Annotated in this window: 14 protein-coding genes; 4 read left to right on the top strand and 10 right to left on the bottom strand. The window is 68.8% G+C overall.

The features are described from left to right. From AC27VN_RS02610 to map, 3 genes are all read right to left on the bottom strand, one after another. On the bottom strand, positions 1 to 747 hold a 747-nt coding region (locus AC27VN_RS02610; RefSeq protein WP_490875527.1), incomplete at its 3' end, for a GGDEF domain-containing protein. Between the two features lie 115 nt (positions 748 to 862). Then, on the bottom strand, positions 863 to 3,469 hold the full coding sequence (locus AC27VN_RS02605; protein ID WP_093342114.1) for a [protein-PII] uridylyltransferase: 2,607 nt from the start codon (positions 3,467 to 3,469) through the stop codon (positions 863 to 865). A gap of 31 nt (positions 3,470 to 3,500) precedes the next feature. After that, positions 3,501 to 4,325, bottom strand: coding sequence for a type I methionyl aminopeptidase (gene map / locus AC27VN_RS02600; RefSeq protein ID WP_208509381.1), 825 nt, complete (start codon positions 4,323 to 4,325; stop codon positions 3,501 to 3,503). A gap of 185 nt (positions 4,326 to 4,510) precedes the next feature. Between map and purL the strand changes: the two genes are divergently transcribed. Beyond that, positions 4,511 to 8,542 carry a phosphoribosylformylglycinamidine synthase gene (gene purL, locus AC27VN_RS02595; protein WP_490875526.1) on the top strand — a complete coding sequence of 1,344 codons (4,032 nt, stop codon included), beginning with the start codon at positions 4,511 to 4,513 and terminating at the stop codon, positions 8,540 to 8,542. Positions 8,543 to 8,892: 350 nt separating this feature from the next. Further along, a complete protein-coding gene (rnk, locus tag AC27VN_RS02590; RefSeq protein ID WP_431509041.1) occupies positions 8,893 to 9,330 on the top strand; it encodes a nucleoside diphosphate kinase regulator in 438 nt (145 codons plus the stop codon). A gap of 13 nt (positions 9,331 to 9,343) precedes the next feature. Here rnk and AC27VN_RS02585 read toward each other — a convergent pair whose 3' ends face one another. From AC27VN_RS02585 to AC27VN_RS02555, 7 genes are all read right to left on the bottom strand, one after another. Beyond that, positions 9,344 to 10,285, bottom strand: coding sequence for a helix-turn-helix domain-containing protein (locus AC27VN_RS02585; protein WP_093342108.1), 942 nt, complete (start codon positions 10,283 to 10,285; stop codon positions 9,344 to 9,346). Positions 10,286 to 10,397: 112 nt separating this feature from the next. Continuing rightward, entirely contained in the window at positions 10,398 to 11,183 is a 786-nt protein-coding gene (locus AC27VN_RS02580; RefSeq protein WP_208509384.1) for a peptidylprolyl isomerase, read from the bottom strand. Between the two features lie 136 nt (positions 11,184 to 11,319). Then, entirely contained in the window at positions 11,320 to 11,604 is a 285-nt protein-coding gene (locus AC27VN_RS02575) for a BolA family protein (RefSeq protein WP_093342105.1), read from the bottom strand. 2 nt (positions 11,605 to 11,606) lie between these two features. Beyond that, a complete protein-coding gene (locus AC27VN_RS02570) occupies positions 11,607 to 12,152 on the bottom strand; it encodes a septation protein A (protein ID WP_093342103.1) in 546 nt (181 codons plus the stop codon). Positions 12,153 to 12,198: 46 nt separating this feature from the next. Then, entirely contained in the window at positions 12,199 to 12,612 is a 414-nt protein-coding gene (msrB, locus tag AC27VN_RS02565) for a peptide-methionine (R)-S-oxide reductase MsrB (RefSeq protein WP_057597047.1), read from the bottom strand. Then, positions 12,609 to 14,135: a protein adenylyltransferase SelO gene (locus AC27VN_RS02560; RefSeq protein WP_490875525.1), complete on the bottom strand. Its 1,527-nt coding sequence runs from the start codon at positions 14,133 to 14,135 to the stop codon at positions 12,609 to 12,611. The genes msrB and AC27VN_RS02560 overlap by 4 nt, the downstream gene beginning before the upstream one ends. Before the next feature lie 60 nt (positions 14,136 to 14,195). Next, positions 14,196 to 15,248, bottom strand: a complete 1,053-nt coding sequence (locus AC27VN_RS02555) for an AraC family transcriptional regulator (RefSeq protein ID WP_431512909.1) — start codon at positions 15,246 to 15,248, stop codon at positions 14,196 to 14,198. Between the two features lie 249 nt (positions 15,249 to 15,497). Here AC27VN_RS02555 and AC27VN_RS02550 point away from each other — a divergent pair, with 249 nt between their 5' ends. Continuing rightward, positions 15,498 to 17,240, top strand: coding sequence for a carboxylesterase/lipase family protein (locus AC27VN_RS02550; RefSeq protein ID WP_490875524.1), 1,743 nt, complete (start codon positions 15,498 to 15,500; stop codon positions 17,238 to 17,240). 235 nt (positions 17,241 to 17,475) lie between these two features. Further along, the gene (locus AC27VN_RS02545; RefSeq protein WP_490875523.1) at positions 17,476 to 19,104 is read left to right on the top strand and encodes a 3-(methylthio)propionyl-CoA ligase; all 1,629 of its coding nucleotides are present in this window, start codon (positions 17,476 to 17,478) and stop codon (positions 19,102 to 19,104) included. Positions 19,105 to 19,176 lie beyond the last annotated feature (72 nt).

Below are 19,176 nucleotides of genomic sequence, written 5' to 3'. Positions count from 1 at the left end.
GGCCAGCAGGTCGCCGGCGCGCAGCGTGTCGTGCAGCCGGCGCGCGACCTCCACCAGGAAGTCGTCGCCGGTCTCGTGGCCGTGCAGGTCGTTGATCTTCTTGAAGCCGTCGAGGTCGACGAAGGCGACCAGCACGCCGGTGCCGTCGCGCTGGCCCTGGGCCAGCATGCGGCGCAGGCCCTCGAGGAAGGCGCGCCGGTTCGGCAGGCCGGTCAGCGCGTCGGTCGCGGCATGGGTGGCGAGCTCGGCATTGGCCGCCGAGAGGCGCTGGAACAGCTGCTCGCGCTCGACCTGGTGGCCGATCAGCCGCGCGAACAGGCCCAGCACGTTGGTGGCGTTGGCCGGCAGCGGCTGGCGCTCGGCACTGGCCGCGCACAGCGTGCCGTAAAGGCCGCCGCTGTCGGTGCGCACCGGGGTGCTCACATAGGTCTGGATGCCGAGCTCGCGCGCGGCATCGGAATCACCCCAGCATTCGGCGACGTTGTCGGTGTAGACACGGCCTTCGTCGAGGGCGCGCTTGCACAGGGTGTCGGCCCAGGGCACGGCGAGGCCCTCGGGAATCTGCAGCCGCCGCACGTTGCGCGCATACAGGATGTGCTGGAGCCCCTGCTCCAGGTCGATGCGCGTGAGGTAGGTCGACTCCAGGCCGGTCACGGCCTCGAGCATCTCGAGCATGGGACGGGTCAGGTCCTCGAGGGTCCTGGCCGACGATACGGAACTCGAAAGCTGGGTCAGCAATGTGTCCATGGGGTCCATTCTGCCGTTCAGACAGAAAAAAGAAACATTTGGTATTCAATTCACAAGAATTTGTGAACTTTTGTCGCGAAACTGGCCCGGCGGAGCGGGCCGCCGGGCGGGCCATTCAGGCCTCCAGGGCTTCCATCAGCTCGGTTTCGATCGCGGCCTGGGTGCGCTGGCCTTGCAATTCGGGACCGCTGATGAGGAAGCTGTCTTCCACGCGCTCGCCCAGGGTCGTGACCTTGGCGAGCTGCAGGTTCAGGTGGTGCCGTGCCAGCACGCGCGCCACCGAATAGAGCAGGCCGGCGCGGTCGCTGGCCGAGATGCTGAGCACCCAGCGCTGCGCCTTCTCGTCGGGCACCAGGCTGATGCGCGGCTTGATCGGGAAGCTGCGCACCCGGCGCGACACCCGGCCCATGCTCGGCAGCGGCAGGGCGCCGGCCTCGGTCAGGGTCTGCGCGAGCCCGGTCTCGACCATGTTGATCAGGTCGCGGTAGTGATCGGGCAGAAAGGTGGTCACCACCTGGAAGGTGTCGAGCGCGTAGCCGTTGCTCGTGGTGTGGACCTTGGCGTCGAGGATGCTGAACGAGGCCTGGTCGAAGTAGCCGCAGATGCGCGCGAACAGGTCGGGCTGGTCGGGCGTGTAGACCACCACCTGCAGCCCTTCGCCCACCGGCGACAGGTGCGCGCGCACCACCGGCGGCGCGGCCGGGTCGATCGGCACGTTCTTCGGCGGCACGAAGCGCGACAGCTGCATCGCGTGCCAGGCGATCTCGCTGGCGTCGTGGCGCATGAAGTAGCCCACGTCGAGCGTGTCCCACAGCGCCTTGTGCGCCTCGAAGCGCTGGGCATGCAGCGCGAGCTGCACCAGCGCCTCGCGCTTGCGCGACTCGACCTCGGTGTCGGGATCGGGCATGCGCCCGCCGAGCGCGCGCAGGGTGTAGCGGTACAGGTCCTCGAGCAGCTTGCCCTTCCAGGCATTCCACACGCGCGGCGAGGTGCCGCGGATGTCGGCCACCGTCAGCAGGTAGAGCGCCGTGAGGTAGCGCTCGTTGCCCACGCGGCGCGCGAAGGCGCCGATCACCTCGGGGTCGCTCAGGTCCTGCTTCTGTGCCACCTGGCTCATCACCAGGTGCTCGGAGACCAGGAACTCGATCAGCTTCGAATCCTCGCGCGAGATGCCGTGCTGCTTGCAGAAGCGCGCCACGTCGCGCGCGCCCAGCGTGGAGTGGTCGCCGCCGCGGCCCTTGGCGATGTCGTGGAACAGCGCGGCCACGTACAGCAGCCAGGGCTTGTCCCAGCCGGCCGCGAGTTGCGAGCAGAACGGGTACTCGTGGGCGTGCTCGGCGATGAAGAAGCGCCGCACGTTGCGCAGCACCATCAGGATGTGCTGGTCGACCGTGTAGACGTGGAACAGGTCGTGCTGCATCTGTCCCACGATGCTGCGGAACACGCGCAGGTAGCGCCCCAGCACCGAGGTCTGGTTCATCAGCCGGAAGGCATGCGTGATGCCGTAGGGCTGCTGCAGCATCCGCATGAAGGTCTCGTGGTTCGCCGGATCGTTGCGGAACTTGCTGTCCATCACGTGGCGCGCGTTGTAGAGCGCGCGCAGCGTGCGCGCCGACAGGCCCTTCACGCCGATGGTCTTCTGGTAGAGCAGGAAGGTCTCGAGGATGGCGTGCGGCTCGCTCTCGTAGAGGTCGTCGCGCGCGATCTCGATCAGGCCGGCGCGCTCGAAGAAGCGCTCGTTGATCGGCGTCGGCAGCTCGTCGATCGGCTGCAGCCGCTCGGAGATGTTGAGCAGCAGGATCTGGTTGAGCTGCGAGACCGCCTTGGCGGCCCAGTAGTAGCGCCGCATCAGCGCCTCGCTCGACTTGCGCTGCGACTCGCTCACGTAGCCGAAGCTCGCGGCCACCGCGGTCTGCAGGTCGAACACCAGCCGATCCTCGCGCCGGTTGGCGATCACGTGCAGCCGGGCGCGGATCAGCGACAGCAGCGCCTCGTTGCGCTTGATCTGCTGCGCCTCGAAGGGCGTGGCCAGGCCGTTGCGCGCCAGGTCGTCCCAGCGGCTGCCGAAGCCCGCGGCCTTGGCGACCCAGAGGATGGTCTGCAGGTCGCGCAGGCCGCCCGGCGATTCCTTGCAGTTGGGCTCGAGCGCATAGGGCGTGTTGTCGAACTTCTGGTGCCGATGCCGCATCTCCTGCGACTTGGCGATGAAGAAGGCCTGCGGATCGATCACCGTGCCGAAGCGCTTGCGGAAGGTCGCGAACAGCTTCTTGTCGCCCACGATCAGCCGCGCCTCGAGCAGCGAGGTCTGGACCGTGACGTCCTTCTCGGCCTCGGCCAGGCATTCCTCGATGGTGCGCACGCTCGAGCCGATCTCCAGGCCGGCATCCCAGCACTGGCCGATGAAGGCCTCGAGACGCGCCGGCTCGACCGCCTGCTCGCCGCCCTCGGGCGGCAACAGCAGCAGCACGTCGACGTCGGAATAGGGGAACAGCTCGCCGCGCCCGTAGCCGCCGACCGCCACCAGCGCCAGGCCGTCGCCGAACTCGGCGTCCTGCCACAGCGTCTGCAGGCTCTCGTCGGCCAGCGCCGCGAGCTGGCGCAGCACCGTGTGCACGCTGCGCGTGGGCGCGCGCGCGAAGCGCAGGGTTTCGAAAAGGGCGAGCTTCTTCGCGCGGTAGGCTTCGCGCAGCGTCGCGACGTCGTGTCGGGCGGCTTCGATCATGGCGGTGGAGTGGCGCGGCGGGCCGCGCGGCTCATGTCCTGATGGCGCTCACGAAGGAGGGCAGCGGCGGGCTGCCCTCGGACAGGGTCAGCACCTCGTAGCCCGTTTCGGTGACCAGCACCGTGTGTTCCCACTGGGCCGAGAGCGAATGGTCGCGCGTGACGATGGTCCAGCCGTCGTACTGGCCGCCCTTGAAGTCTTCCTTCACCTCGCGCTTGCCGGCGTTGATCATCGGCTCGATGGTGAAGATCATGCCGGGCTTGAGCTCTTCCATGGTGCCGGGGCGGCCGTAGTGCAGCACCTGCGGTTCTTCATGGAAACGCTGGCCCACGCCGTGGCCGCAGAACTCGCGCACCACCGAGAAGCCCTGGCCCTCGGCGAACTTCTGGATCGCGTGGCCCACGTCGCCCAGGTGGGCGCCGGGGCGCACCTGCAGGATGCCGTGCCACATGGCCTCGAAGGTGATGTGGCACAGGCGCTTGGCCGCGATCGAGGCATCGCCCACGACGTACATGCGGGAGTTGTCGCCGAACCAGCCGTCCTTGATGACGGTGACGTCGACATTCATGATGTCGCCCTTCTTCAGGGGCTTGTCGTTCGGGATGCCGTGGCACACCACGTGGTTGACCGAGGTGCACAGCGACTTGGGGAAGGGGACGCTGCTGGCGCCCATGTAGCCCACCGTGGCCGAGGTGGTGCCCTGCTTGACCATGTACTCGGCGGCCAGGCGGTCGACGTCGTTGGTCGTGATGCCGGGCTTGATGAAGGGCGTGAGGTAGTCCAGCACCTCGGACGCGAGGCGGCAGGCGACGCGCATGGCGGCGATGCCCGCGGCGTCTTTGTAGGTAATGCTCATGCATGGAATTATCCCATCCGGGCGAAGAAATCAGCGCCCGAACGGGCTCTGGCCGGCCGCCCGGGCGAGGCTTTCGCCATGACCTAAAATTCGCGTCCTGCGCGGACGGCCCCAGTCAGCGGCCGCCCGCCCACGGATTTCCAGACCTCTCCAAAGCCCAACGCGGCCCCAAGGCCCCACCCATCGTGACGCAGTCCGCTTCCGTTTCCACAGCCCTTCCCGTCGTAACCATCTTCGAGGGCGGCAGCGCACTCAGCGAATTCCGCGCGCGGCAGCTCCTGCCGAAGCTCCAGGCCGTCGATCCGCGCATCGAGGGCATCGCCGCGCGCTTCGTGCACCTGGTGGTGACCGACGGTGCGCTCGACGCCGCGGGCCGCGAGCGCTTCGAGGCGCTGCTGAGCTACGGCGAGCCCTTCGAGGCGCCGGCGGCCAAGGCCTCGGCGGCGGTGGTCGTCACGCCGCGCCTGGGCACGGTGTCGCCCTGGGCCTCCAAGGCCACCGACATCGCCCACAACTGCGGCCTGGCGCTGCGCCGGGTCGAGCGCGTCACCCAATATCACCTGAAGCTCAAGGCCCCGCTGCTGGGCAAGGCGCCGGTGCTCGAGGGCGAGGCGCTGGCCGCCGCGGCCGGCCCGCTGCACGACCGCATGACCGAATCGGTGCTCGCCACGGTCGGCCAGGCCGCCAGCCTGTTCAGCGAACTGCCGGCCCAGCCCATGGCCACGGTCGACGTGCTGGCCCAGGGCCGCGCGGCGCTGGAAGCCGCCAACAGCGGCTTCGGCCTGGCGCTGGCCGAGGACGAGATCGACTACCTGGTCGATGCCTTCACGAAGCTGGGCCGCAACCCCAGCGACGTCGAGCTGATGATGTTCGCCCAGGCCAACAGCGAGCACTGCCGCCACAAGATCTTCAACGCCGACTTCACCATCGACGGCGCGGCGCAGCCGCAGAGCCTGTTCTCGATGATCCGCCACACCGAGCGCCAGAACCCCCAGCACACGGTGATCGCCTATGCCGACAACGCCTCGGTGATGGAAGGCGGCGAGGTCGAGCGCTTCATCCCGCGCGGCGCCGATGCCGCGGGCACGCCGGCCTACACCAAGGACACGGCGCTGACCCACGTGCTGATGAAGGTGGAGACCCACAACCACCCGACGGCGATCTCGCCGTTCCCGGGCGCCTCGACCGGCGCCGGCGGCGAGATCCGCGACGAGGGCGCGACCGGCCGCGGCTCCAAGCCCAAGGCCGGCCTGACCGGCTTCACGGTCTCGAAGCTCTGGCCCGAGGACGGCCACTACGGCAAGCCCGAGCACATCGCAAGCCCGCTGCAGATCATGACCGAGGGCCCGCTGGGCGGCGCCGCCTTCAACAACGAGTTCGGCCGGCCCAACCTGCTGGGCTACTTCCGCGAGTACGAGCAGGCCCTGGCGAGCGACCTCGATACCGTGCAGCGCGGCTACCACAAGCCGATCATGATCGCGGGCGGCCTCGGCAGCATCGACGCCACGCAGACCAAGAAGATCCGCTTCCCGGCCGGCTCGCTGCTGATCCAGCTCGGCGGCCCCGGCATGCGCATCGGCATGGGCGGCAGCGCCGCCAGCTCGATGGCCACCGGCGCCAACGCGGCCGAGCTCGACTTCGACTCGGTGCAGCGCGGCAACCCCGAGATCGAGCGCCGCGCGCAGGAGGTCATCAACCACTGCTGGCAGCAGGGCGCGGCCAATCCGATCCTCGCGATCCACGACGTGGGCGCGGGCGGCCTGAGCAATGCCTTCCCCGAACTGACCAACGACGCCGGCCGCGGCGCGCGCTTCGACCTGCGCGCGGTGCCGCTCGAGGAATCGGGCATGGCGCCGAAGGAGATCTGGTGCAACGAGAGCCAGGAGCGCTACGTGCTGGCGATCGCGCCCGAGTCGCTCGAACAGTTCAAGGCCTTCTGCGAGCGCGAGCGCTGCCCCTTCGCGGTGGTCGGCGTGGCGACCGAGGAGCGCCAGCTGCTGGTGGCCGACGAGGGCGCCGCGCTGCAGCCGGTCGACATGCCGATGGACGTGCTGCTCGGCAAGCCGCCCAAGATGCACCGCGACGTGCAGTCGGTGGCGCGCAGCTTCCAGCCGCTCGACCTCACGGGCGTCGACCTGCAGAAGGCCGCGATCGACGTGATGTCGCACCCGACCGTCGCCTCCAAGCGCTTTCTGATCACCATCGGCGACCGCACCGTGGGCGGCCTGAGCCATCGCGACCAGATGGTCGGCCCGTGGCAGGTGCCGGTGGCCGACTGCGCCGTGACCCTGGCCGACTTCCAGGGCTTCGCGGGCGAGGCGATGAGCATGGGCGAGCGCACGCCGCTGGCCGCGTACGACGCGCCGGCCTCGGGCCGCATGGCGGTGGCCGAGGCCATCACCAACCTGCTGTCGGCGCCGATCGAGCTGTCGCGCGTCAAGCTGTCGGCCAACTGGATGGCCGCCTGCGGCGAGCCCGGGGAGGATGCCGCGCTCTACGCCACGGTCAAGGCCGTCGGCCTCGAGCTCTGCCCGGCGCTGGGCATCTCGATTCCGGTCGGCAAGGATTCGTTGTCGATGCGCACGCAGTGGAAGGAGGGCGGCGAGACGAAGAAGGTGACCTCGCCGGTCAGCCTGATCGTGAGCGCTTTCGCCTCTCTCGACGACGTGCGCGGCACGCTCACGCCGCAGCTCGACGCCAGCGAAGAAGACAGCACGCTGGTGCTGGTCGACCTCGGCCGCGGCCAGCACCGCATGGCCGGCAGCATCCTGGCGCAGACGCTGGGCCAGAGCGGCGACACCGTGCCCGATCTCGACGATCCGGCACAGCTGGTGGCACTGGTCAATGCCGTCAATGCGCTGCGCGCCGACGGCAAGCTGCTCGCCATGCACGACCGCAGCGACGGCGGCCTGTTCGCCGCGGCCTGCGAGATGGCCTTCGCGGGCCACGTGGGCGTGGCGCTCAACGTCGACATGCTGGTGACCGAGGGCGACGGCATCTCCGACAGCCGCATGGAGACCGGCGACGCCAAGAACTGGGCGCAGCAGGTCAGCGCGCGGCGCGAGGAGCTCACGCTCAAGGCGCTGTTCAACGAGGAACTCGGCATGTTGCTGCAGGTGCGCACCGCCGAGCGCAACGAGGTCATGCAGGTGCTGCGCGCCCACGGCCTGAGCACCCACAGCCATTTCGTCGGCAAGACCCGGCCCGCGAGCTCGGCCATCGAGGCCGGCAAGGGCAAGCTCGAGGTGTGGCGCGATGCCAAGTCGGTGTTCAGCGCCAGCCTGCACGACCTGCACCAGGTCTGGGACTCGGTGAGCTGGAAGATCGCGCGCGAGCGCGACAACCCGGCCTGCGCCGATGCCGAGCACGCGGCGGCCGGCGAGCCCGCCGACCCGGGCCTGCACTGGCACCTGCTGGCCGGCGCCGAGCCCGCCGCACCCGCGGTGCTGGCTTCGCGGCCCAAGGTCGCGATCCTGCGCGAGCAGGGCGTGAACTCGCACGTCGAGATGGCCTATGCCTTCAACGAGGCCGGCTTCGAGGCCTTCGACGTCCACATGACCGACCTGCAGTCGGGCCGCGCGCGGCTCGCCGACTTCAAGGGCGTGGTGGCCTGCGGCGGCTTCAGTTACGGCGACACGCTGGGCGCCGGCATCGGCTGGGCCCGCAGCATCACCTTCAACCCGCGCCTGGCCGACGAGTTCAAGCGCTTCTTCGGCCGCGCCGACACCTTCGGCCTCGGCGTGTGCAACGGCTGCCAGATGTTCGCCGAACTGGCCGACATCATCCCGGGCGCCGAGGCCTGGCCGCGCTTCACCACCAACCAGAGCGAGCGTTTCGAAGCCCGCCTGTCGATGGTCGAGGTGCTCGATTCGCCGAGCCTGTTCTTCGCGGGCATGGCCGGCACGCGGCTGCCGATCGCGGTCGCGCACGGCGAGGGCTATGCCAACTTCAAGCACCGTGGCGATGCCTCGAAGGCCATCGCGGCCATGCGTTTCGTCGACAACCACGGCCAGCCCACCGAGCAGTACCCGTTCAACCCGAACGGCAGCGCCGGCGGCCTGACCTCGGTGACCACGGCCGACGGCCGCTTCACCGCGGTGATGCCGCACCCCGAGCGCGTGTTCCGCAACATCCAGATGAGCTGGAACGGCGGCGACGCGAGCGCGCACAGCCCCTGGATGCGCATCTGGCGCAACGCCCGCCGCTGGGTGGGCTGATCGCCGGTCGCGACGGCCCCAATCCGGCAAGACCGGTGGGGCCTTTGATGGCCGCCGGCGCGACGGGACCGGTAGACTCGGCCGCATGCTGCGCACTTCCGCTTCCACGCTGACCGCACCGGCCCTGCCGGGCGCGCTCGCGCGTGGCCGGCGCCGCGCGGCGCGGATGACGGCGCTCAAGCGCCGATCGCCCTGGCATTCCTGAGCCCGGCGATCCTTCCTCCTCCCTTTCTTCTTTCGCGCACCTCCTGATCGCCGGGCCTCCTCCAAGCCCGCGCGCCGGCGCGTCCGTTCTGTCCCGCTCCCTCGATGGAGCCCGCGGCACGCCTTCACTTCATCAGGAGCGATTCATGCAAGCCACCGCCTCGTTCACGCGACTCGAACGAACCCTCACCCAGCTCGACCACGCACGCCTGCACAAGCTCGCCGCGCATGCGCTGCAGACGCGCGGCGCGACCGATCCGATCGCGCAGGCCCTCGAGGAGATGCTCGACTGCAGCGAGATCGTGGCGCCGCAGGACGCGTCGCCCGACCTCGTCACGATGAACTCGCGCGTCGAGCTCGAGGACCCCGCGAGCGGCGAGCGCTACACGATCACGCTGTGCTATCCGCGCGATGCCAAGCCTTCCGAGGGCGAGGTCTCGGTGATGTCGCCGGTGGGCGCGAGCCTGCTGGGCGCGCGCGTGGGGCAGCTGGTGGAATGGACCACGCCGGCCGGCGTGCACGGTTCGGCGCGCGTGGCCGCGCTGCAGTTCCAGCCCGAAGCCGCGGGCGAGTATCTGCGCTGACGAGGCCGCTTGTTCAGCCGGCGGCCGCGTTCAGCAGGCTGCCGGGCGTGGTGCCGTAGGCGCTCTTGAAGGCGCGCGAGAAATGCGAGAGGTCGCTGAAGCCGCACTGGTAGGCGGCCTGCGTGACCTGCTGCACGCGGCCCTCGGACAGGATGTGGAAGCTCTGCTCGAGTCGGCGCTTCCACAAGTGGTGCATCACGGTCGTGCCATGGGCCGCGAACACGCGCGTGAGCGTGCGCGGCGAGACATGCGCGGCCTCGGCCACGCCGGCCATCGACAGCCCGGTGTCGTCCAGGTGGGCGTCGATGTAGCGCACGGCCTTCTCGTAGATCGAGCCGTGGCGCGTGGCTGCGGCGGCGCCCTCGGCCACGTCCTGCAGTTCCATCGCGGCGCTCAGCGTGTCGAGGAAGGCCGCGGCGAAGCGCGCCTGCGCGGCCAGCGCCGAGTCGCGCGCCTCGAAGCGCAGCGCCTCCTCGGCCATGCCGTGCAGCAGCCCGGCCAGCGAGCTGCCGTCGGCGATCTTGAGCGCCATCATGTGCTCGGCCTTCGGGAAGCGCGACAGCAGCTGCTGGCGCGGAAAGCGCACCAGCAGCAGCGATTCGGGCGCGAGCTCGTGCACGAAGGGCCGTGCCGCGTCGTACAGCACGATGTCGCCGGCCGAGGCGCGCAGCGTGCGGCCCTGCTGCGCCATGTTGGCCTGGCCGCGCTGGAAGAAGGCGGCCACGATGTCGTCGTCGGGCGCGACGCGCGCGAGCTGGTCGGTGCGGATGAAGGTGTGCGGCTTCGACTGCATGCGGCACACCGTGAGGCTGCCGAGCTGCTGGCCCGAGAGGCAGCCGTCGAAGTCGCGTGCGAATTCGCCGCGCGCCGGTATCAGGCGCCGGCACACCGATTCGCGCCAGAACTCGGTCTTGTGCCGCGGCGCGAGCGCCTCGGTCGAGTGGTAGAAGCCCATGGTCGACACCCTCCGCGCCGATGGCGCGCCGCGGATTCTTGCAAGAAACAAGCCCAAAGAAAAACGGCCCGAAGGCCGTCTTGCATGAGTGAGGGCGGGCAGGGCGCGCCGCTTACTCGATCTTCGCCTTGGCGCGCAGGTCTTCCTGGTACTTCTGCAGGCGCTGCTGCTGCAGCTGCTGCGTGATCTGCGGCTTGATGTCCTCGATCTTCGGCAGCTGGGCCTGGCGGATGTCGTCGACGCGGATGATGTGCCAGCCGAACTGGGTCTTGATCGGGGCCGGCGTGGTCTCGCCCTTCTTGAGCTTGATCATCGCTTCCGAGAACTCGGGCACGAAGTTGGCGGGGTTGGCCCAGTCGAGGTCGCCGCCGTTGGCGCCCGATCCGGGGTCCTTGCTCTGCTTCTTGGCGATGTCTTCGAATTTGCCGCCCTTCTTCAGGTCGGCCATGATCTTCTTGGCCTGGTCCTCGGTCTCGACCAGGATGTGGCGCGCCTTGTATTCCTTGCCGCCGTTGGCTGCGACGAACTTGTCGTACTCGGCCTTCACGTCGGCGTCCGAGACCGGGTTGGTCTTGCGGTAGTTCTCGAACAGGGCGCGGATCAGGATCGCCTGGCGTGCGAGCTCGAGCTGGTTCTTGTAGTCCTCGGTGGCGTCGAGGCCCTGCTTCTGCGCTTCCTGCATGAACACTTCGCGCGCCACGATTTCCTCGCGCAGCTGGCCTTGCATCTCGGGCGTGACCGGGCGGCCGGCCGCGGCCAATTGCTGGGCCAGCGCGTCCATGCGTGCCTTGGGCACTGCCTTGCCGTTGACGATGGCTGCGTTCTGCGCCAGGGCAGCCATGGGAACGGCACCAAGCAGCGCTGCGGCCGCGACGGCCTGCAAGATTTGTTTTTTCATGGATTGAATGTCAGGCTGAGAAATGCGCGTTGGATGAAAGTGCGCGTGGAGGAAACCGGAGGAAAAGACACAGGGGAGGGAGCGCCGCCGCGGAGAACCGGGCCCGGCAGCCGGAGGCTGGCGGTGGATGGACGACTCAGAGCACCTCGATGGCGATGGCGTGCAGACCCTGTGCGATGAAAAGTTGGAGGGCATCATACACAAGCCGATGACGCGCCACGCGTGGCTTTCCCTCGAACAGCGGGGAGGCGATGCGCACGCGGAAATGGGTGCCGAATCCCTCGGCATTGGCCCCCGCGTGGCCTGCGTGCGCGGCGCTCTCGTCGATGACTTCGAGCGCCGTCGGCTGCAGTGCGGCGCGCAGCGCGGCCTCGAGGGCGGCCACGGTCGGTAGCGGATGCGAAGCGGTGGTGCTGCTCATGCTCAGGCGGCCGGCTTGTCGTCGCCGCTCTTGAGGTGCGGCGAGATGTACAGGCCCTGCGCCACCAGGAACACGATCGGGAACACGTAGCCCCAGAGCTTGAAGTTGACCCAGGCCTCGGTCGTGAAATAGGCCGCGACGTAGCCGTTGATGGCGGCCATGAACAGGCAGTAGCCGATCCACGCGATGTTCAGCCGCATCCAGATGCGGTCGGGCAACTCGAGCTGCGAGCCCAGCAGCATCTTGAGGAAGTTCTTGCGGAAGGCCCACAGGGCCACGGCCAGCGCCACCGCCATCGCGCCGTACAGCACGGTCGGCTTCCACTTGATGAAGCGGTCGTCGTGCAGCACCAGCGTGAGCGTGCCGAACAGCAGGATCAGCACCAGCGTGGCCTTCTGCATCGCCTGCAGCTTGCGTTCCATTGCATAGATGATCGCCATCTGCACCACCGTGGCGGCCATCAGCACGCCGGTGGCGGTGTAGATGTCGGCGAGCTTGTAGGCCCCGAAGAACAGCAGGATCGGGAAGAAGTCGAGGATCAGTTTCATGCAGTCGGATGGTGGCGGGGCCGGAAGAAAAAGGAGAAGGCGCCGCTCAGGGCTTCTTCTGGAAGTCGAGCGAGGCCGAGTTCATGCAGTAGCGCAGGCCGGTCTCGGTCGGTCCGTCGGGGAAGACGTGGCCCAGGTGCGCGCCGCAATTGGCGCAGACATTCTCGGTGCGCACCATGCCGTGCGAGCGGTCGACGATGTTGCGGATCGCGCCCGGCACGGCTTCCTCCGAGAAGCTGGGCCAGCCGCAGCCGGCGTCGAACTTGGTGGCGGACTCGAACAGCTTGGCGCCGCAGCAGACGCAGTGATAGGTGCCGTCGTCCCAGTGGGCTTCGTACTTGCCGGTGAAGGGGCGCTCGGTCGCCGCATGGCGGGTCACCTCGAAGGCGGCCGGCTCGGCACCCTTTTCGGCGAGCAGCGCTTTCCATTCGGCATCGGTTTTCTGGACGGGTGTGTTCATGATGAGCAGCTGATTTCGATCGTGGAAGCCCAGTCGGGCGGGAACCCGGCATACGCCTGCGCGCCGGGATGTTCTTCAAATGGGGATTCCAGCAGGGCCAGCAAGGTCGCCACGCCCGAGAAGTCCTTGCGGCCAGCCGCTTCGATGGCCTGCTGGCCCAGGTGGTTCCGCAGCACGTATTCCGGATTGCTGCGCAGCATCAGTTCGGCCGCCTGCTCGCGCGGGGTGTGGGCATGGCGCTCCAGAAACAATAGCAGCCAGGCGTCGAAGCCGGCGCGGTCGATGAACAGTTCGCGCACCGGCTCGATGTTGCCGTCGGCCCGGTAGCGGGCCAGGCGGCGCCAGAAGATCGTGTAGTCGGTCTTTTCGGCCGCCAGCAGCTTGAGCACGCCCTCGATCAGCGCGCGGTCGCCGTCGGCCGCATCGGCGAGGCCGAGCTTGGCGCGCATGCGGTTCTCGAAGGCGTTCGGGAACGCGGCCTTGTACGACTCGAGCGCGGCCAGCGCGAGCTCCTGGTCCTCGATCAGTGGCAGCAGGGCCTGGCCGAGGCAGAACAGGTTCCAGTAGGCCACGTTGGGCTGCTGGTTGAAGGCATAGCGCCCGCCGGTGTCGCTGTGGTTACAGATGTGGCGCGGATCGAAGCCGTCGAGGAACTGGAACGGCCCGTAGTCGATGGTGAGCCCGAGGATGCTCATGTTGTCGGTGTTCATCACGCCATGGCAGAAGCCCACGGCCTGCCAGTGCGCCAGCAGGGTGGCGGTGCGTTCGCTCACGGCCTCGAGCAGCGCCGCATAGGGGTTGCCGCCGAAGCGCTCGTTGTGGCGGCAGGCCGGGTAGTAGCGGTCGATCACGTAGTCGGCCAGCGCGCGCAGTTCCTCGTGCTGCTGGTTCGCCGCGAAGTGCTCGAAATGGCCGAAGCGGATGAAGCTCGGTGCCACCCGCGTCACCACCGCGGCGGTCTCGATCTCCTCGCGGCGCACGCGCGCGTCCGAGCCGGTCACGCACAGCGCGCGCGTGGTCGGGATGCCCAGGCCGTGCATGGCTTCGCTGCAGAGGAACTCGCGGATGCTCGAGCGCAGCACGGCGCGGCCGTCGCCCATGCGCGAATAGGGCGTGCGGCCTGCGCCCTTGAGCTGGATCTCGAGGCCGTCCGCGGTCTCTCCGAGCAGGATCGCGCGCCCGTCGCCGAGCTGGCCGGCCCAGACGCCGAACTGGTGGCCGCTGTAGACGCTGGCCAGCGGCCGCGCGCCCTCGAGCGGGATGTTGCCGCTCAGCGCCTCGAGCAGCGCGTCGCTGCGCCAGCCTTCGGGCAGGCCCAGCTCGCGCGCGACCTGTTCACTGTGGCCGACCCAGTAGGGCGGCGTGGGCGAACTCAGCGGGGTGGGGCGCAGCTCGGTGTAGAAGCGCGGCCCGAGCGTGGAGAAGCCGGTGGTGGCCCAGCCCAGGCCCAGATCGGCGCTCCCGGGCCGGGTTTCGGTCGACGTGGGGCGGTTCTCTTCGGCAAGCAGGCTCGTGGGCGTCATGCCCCGATTGTCCGGCAGAGCGCTAGACCCCTGGCCAAGGGGGGCCTCGGAGACAAAAAACTAGGCGGCGGCGCGCAGCAGCGAGCCGGCCGTGTCGCCGTGCCACAGCCGCGTGCGGTATTGCGCCGGCGGCAGGCCGAACCAGCGCTTGCAGGCGCGGAAGAAGTTGCTGCTGTCGACGAAGCCCAGCAGGTCGGCCACGTCGGTCAGCGTGTGGCGCTCCTGTGCCAGGTACTGCTGCGCCAGTTCGCGCCGGGTGCGGTCGAGCAGCGCCTGGAACGACACCGATTCCTCCTGCAGCCGGCGCTGCAGCGTGCGCTCGGCCAGGCCCAGGCCCGAGGCCACGTCCTGGCGGCGCGGCTCGCCGTGCGGCAGGCGGCGCGCGATCTCGGCGCAGACCAGGGTGCTGGTGGTGGTCTGGCCCAATTGGTCGAGCTGGTCGTCGAGCAGGTGTTCCTGCATCTCGCCGAGCTCGGGGTGGCTGGTGGGCAGCGTCATCGCCAGGTTGGCGGCCGACAGCAGCATGCGATTGGCCGGGGCGCCGAAGCGCACCTCGCAGCCGAAGGCCTCGCGGTGCGGCCGGTCGTCGTCGGGGGGCGGATAGGCGAACTCGATCGCCAGCGGCTCCATCTCGCGCCGGATCAGCCAGCGGCACTGCATCAGCATGGTGAGCAGGGCGTACTCGACGCGCTGGCGCGGGATCGGCAGGCTGCCGCCCGTGTGCTGCATCACCATCCAGCTGCCGCGCGCCTCGGGCTGCACCGAGAAGGCGGTGGCATCGGAGATCACGGGCATGTAGCGCGCGAGCCGGTCCATCGCCTCGCCGAGATCGACGCAGCAGGCCATGACGTGGGCGACGGTGCCCAACTTGCTGTGGGTGGCGGCCAGGCCGCGGTGCAGGCCCAGCGTGGGCCGGCCCGCGCGCGCCACGGCCAGTTGCCACAGCACGGTGATCTCGTCGACCGGGATGCGCGCGTTCTGCCGCAGCAGCGACTCGGGGTCGAAGCCGGCGTCGCGCAGCAGCGAGGGCACGTCCAGGCCCTCGGCCTCGAACATCCTCAGCACCCCCTCGAGCCATGCCGACGAGCTGGTGCGCAACTCGGGCTGCGGCATGCAGCCCGGACGGCGCGCAGGCCGGCGCGCGTGGCGCGGGTTGGAGGCTCCTGAAGTCATTCGATTGGCTCGCTTGCGATAGCGGTGGAAACGGCACCCGTTCCTAGAATTTTTTTCGGGTTCGGCGGGCCGGAGTATGGCCGCGGGGCACCGATGCAGGAATTCCGATTAACCCGGTGTGGAGACAAACACATGCAAGAAATGGCAACGGCACGAAAAAGCCAGGGTGCGGCAGGACAGAAGACAAGGGTGGCTTCGGCCATCGCCATGGCCGCGATCGCGGCCGCCAGCATGGCCCTCGTGGCCTGCGGCGGCGGCGGCTCGGGGTCGAGCGGATTCTTCCCGGTGGCACCGCCACCCCCGCCGCCGCCCGCGCCGCCACCGGCCGCGGACGGCCCGATGGTGCGCCAGACCACCGCCGGCAAGATCGAGGGCGTGGACGACAGCGCCGGCACCGGTACCTTGTCGTGGAAGGGCGTTCCGTTCGCCCAGGCCCCCGTCGGCGCGCTGCGCTGGGCGCCGCCGGCCGATCCCAAGGCCTGGGAGGGCGTGCGCTCCGCCGCCAAGTTCGGCCGCAGCTGTGCCCAGGGCGGGCGCTACTTCAGCCCGGCACCCGACGACGCACCCTTCGGCCTCGGCACCCGCGAGGGCTTCGGCAAGCCGGTGGGCGACGAGGACTGCCTCACGCTCAACATCTGGCGCCCGAGCGGCGACGCCGCCAAGCTGCCCGTGATCGTCTACATCTACGGCGGCAGCAACATTTCGGGTTACACGGCCGATCCGGGCTACGACGGCGCGCAGCTCGCCAAGCGCGGCAATGCCGTCGTCGTGACGATCAACTACCGGCTGGGCGTGCTCGGCTGGCTCGACCTGCCGCAGCTCAAGAACGGCGAGGCGAAGAACGACTCGGGCAACTTCGCGCTGCTCGACCAGATGCAGGCGCTGAAGTTCATCCAGGCCAACATCGGTGCCTTCGGCGGCGACGCGGGCAACGTCACGGTGATGGGGCAGTCGGCGGGCGCGGTCAACACCTGGGGCCTGGTGGTCTCGCCGGCGTCGACTGGCCTGCTGCACAAGGCGGTGCCGCTGAGCGGCGGGATCGCCTTCTCCTCGCGCGCCACCGCGCAGACCTATTCGAAGGGGCTGCTCGCGGCCATCGCCATCGCCGACGGCAAGGCCGTCGACACCACCTCGGCCAATGCCTGGGTGGCCTCGCAGACCAATGCGCAGATCGCCACCTACCTGCGCGGTCTGCCGGCCGACAAGCTGCTGACCATCGTGCTCGCGAACCCGCAGCTGGGCAACGCGCCCGCGCCGATCGAGGACGGCACCATCCTGCCCGTGAACTCGCGGGCCGAGGTCGATGCCGGCCGCTTCAACAAGGTGCCGATGCTGATCGGCAACACGCGCGATGAGGGCACGCTGTTCGCCAACCTGTTCGGCACCTTCACGGGGCAGGGCCTGGGCTTCAAGCCGACCGACTACGAACGCTTCGGGCTGCAGTACAACTTCAACCCCGATGCACCGGTCACGCTCACCGAGGCCGACCTGATCAACGCACCCTACCTGCCGGTAGGTAAGCCGCTGACGGGATGGAAGGCCGCCTCGGATTTCGCGACCAACGCGATCTTCCTCAACGGCCTGCCCGCGCAGATCGACTCGGTCGCGAAGTACCTGCCGACCAAGACCTGGTACTACCGCTTCGACTGGAGCCAGCAGGTGGCGCCGTTCAATACCGTCTACGGCGCGACGCACGGCCTCGACACGGTGTTCATGTTCCACAACTTCGGCACCAACATCTTCTCCTTCGCCTATGGCGAGGCGAACCGGCCGGGCCGCGAGGCGCTGTCGGACGCGATGGTCGGCAGCCTGTCCGCGTTCGCGCGCACCGGCGATCCGAACCATGCGGGCCTGGGCGTGACCTGGCCCAACTGGCCGCGCAAGATCGTGCTCGACGCCAGCAAGACGCCGCTGCAGAACAGCGCGCCTTGAGCATTGCGCCCACCGGCAAGGCACGCCACCGCGACGGCCATGGCCGTCGCGGTGGTGGCGAAGGTCGCGCGACGGGCGAGGCGTCTGCATGCTCCGGCGGACGCCAGCTGTCATCCGGACGACAGATCGGTCCTCGCAGACTGCGGGTTTCTGTCATTGTGCGAACGCACATAAATTGCGTGAATCGCCGTAATCTTTGAAACCGCTGAATTTTGTTGAAAGAAGGAGCCTGTAGATGCTGGGTTTGATGCAAGACCGACCGCTTTTGATCTCGTCGCTGATCGAGTTCGTCGAGCGCCACAACGGTGACGGCGAGATCGTCTCGCGGCGGGTCGAGGGCGACATCCACCGCTGTACCTGGAGCGACATCGCATCGCGTTCCCGGCAGGTGGCCAACGCGCTGGACGGCGAGCAACTGCTGTTCAGCGACCGCATCGCGACCCTGGCCTGGAACGGCTACCGCCACCTGGAGCTCTACTACGGCGTCAGCGGCAGCGGCCGCGTGCTGCACACCATCAACCCGCGCCTGCATCCCGACCAGATCGCGTGGATCGCCAACCACGCCGAAGACCAGATCCTGTGCTTCGACCTCACCTTCCTGCCGCTGGTGCAGGCCGTGCATGCCAAGTGCCCGACCATCCGCAAGTGGGTCGCGCTGTGCGGGCCCGACAAGCTGCCGGTCGACAGCGGCATCCCCAACCTCGTGAGCTACGAGGACTGGGTCGGCGGCCAGTCCACCGACTACCAATGGCCGGTGTTCGACGAGAACTCGGCCTCGAGCATGTGCTACACGAGCGGCACCACCGGCAATCCCAAGGCCGCGCTCTACAGCCACCGCTCGACCATGCTGCACGCCTATGCGGCGGCGCTGCCCGACGTGATGCGCATCTCGGCGCGCGACTCGGTGCTGCCCGTGGTGCCGATGTTCCACGTCAACGCCTGGGGCATTCCGTACTCGGCCGCGCTGGTCGGCTGCAAGCTGGTGTTCCCGGGCCCGGCGCTCGACGGCAAGTCGGTCTACGACCTGATCGAAGGCGAGGGCGTGACCTTCGCGGCCGGCGTGCCCACCGTGTGGCAGATGATGCTGGGCCACATGCAGACCAACGGCCTGAAGTTCAGCGCCCTGAACCGCACCGTGATCGGCGGCTCCGCCTGCCCGCCGGCCATGATCAAGGCCTTCCAGGACCTGTACAACGTCGAGGTGCTGCATGCCTGGGGCATGACCGAGATGAGCCCGCTGGGCACGCTGTGCACGCTCAAGAACAAGCACCTGAAGCAGTCGCCCGAGGAGCAGCTCGCGGTGCGCCTCAAGCAGGGCCGCGCGATCTTCGGCGTCGACATGAAGATCGTCGACGGCGAGAACAACGAGCTGCCCTGGGACGGCAAGGCCTACGGCGACCTGCTGGTCAAGGGGCCGTGGATCGTCAAGGAGTACTTCAAGGGCGAGGGCGGCGATCCGCTGATCGACGGCTGGTTCCCCACCGGCGACGTTGCCACCATCGATGCCGACGGCTACCTGCAGATCACCGACCGCAGCAAGGACGTGATCAAGTCCGGCGGCGAATGGATCAGCTCGATCGACATCGAAAACATCGCGGTCTCGCATCCGGCCATCGCCATGGCGGCGTGCATCGGCGTCTTCCACCCCAAGTGGGACGAGCGCCCGATCGTCGCGGTGGTGAAGAAGCCCGGTGCCGAGGTCACGCGCGAGGAACTGCTGAAGTTCTACGAAGGCAAGACCGCCAAGTGGCAGATCCCCGATGACGTGGTCTTCGTCGAGGCGATTCCGCTGGGCGCCACCGGAAAGATCCTCAAGACCCGGCTGCGCGAGCAGCTCAAGGACTACAAGCTGCCCGGCCTGTAAAGCGGGTGGGGCGGTGGCCGTGTCGCCTAGGCGATAGCACGGCCACCTCCGCGGCCCGGCTTGCGGGCAATC

This window comes from Variovorax sp. 20P10.2.4, from assembly GCF_058244205.1.
The sequence above is the reverse complement of the archived record's forward strand: the minus strand, read 5'-3'. Positions and strand labels throughout refer to the sequence as shown.

Coding starts and splice junctions, on each gene's coding strand:
- AC27VN_RS02605 (WP_093342114.1), bottom strand. CDS start 3,469: ATGATCGAAGCCGCCCGACACGACGTCGCGACGCTGCGCGAAGCCTAC.
- map (WP_208509381.1), bottom strand. CDS start 4,325: ATGAGCATTACCTACAAAGACGCCGCGGGCATCGCCGCCATGCGCGTC.
- rnk (WP_431509041.1), top strand. CDS start 8,893: ATGCAAGCCACCGCCTCGTTCACGCGACTCGAACGAACCCTCACCCAG.
- AC27VN_RS02585 (WP_093342108.1), bottom strand. CDS start 10,285: ATGGGCTTCTACCACTCGACCGAGGCGCTCGCGCCGCGGCACAAGACC.
- AC27VN_RS02580 (WP_208509384.1), bottom strand. CDS start 11,183: ATGAAAAAACAAATCTTGCAGGCCGTCGCGGCCGCAGCGCTGCTTGGT.
- AC27VN_RS02575 (WP_093342105.1), bottom strand. CDS start 11,604: ATGAGCAGCACCACCGCTTCGCATCCGCTACCGACCGTGGCCGCCCTC.
- AC27VN_RS02570 (WP_093342103.1), bottom strand. CDS start 12,152: ATGAAACTGATCCTCGACTTCTTCCCGATCCTGCTGTTCTTCGGGGCC.
- msrB (WP_057597047.1), bottom strand. CDS start 12,612: ATGAACACACCCGTCCAGAAAACCGATGCCGAATGGAAAGCGCTGCTC.
- AC27VN_RS02560 (WP_490875525.1), bottom strand. CDS start 14,135: ATGACGCCCACGAGCCTGCTTGCCGAAGAGAACCGCCCCACGTCGACC.
- AC27VN_RS02555 (WP_431512909.1), bottom strand. CDS start 15,248: ATGCCGCAGCCCGAGTTGCGCACCAGCTCGTCGGCATGGCTCGAGGGG.
- AC27VN_RS02545 (WP_490875523.1), top strand. CDS start 17,476: ATGCTGGGTTTGATGCAAGACCGACCGCTTTTGATCTCGTCGCTGATC.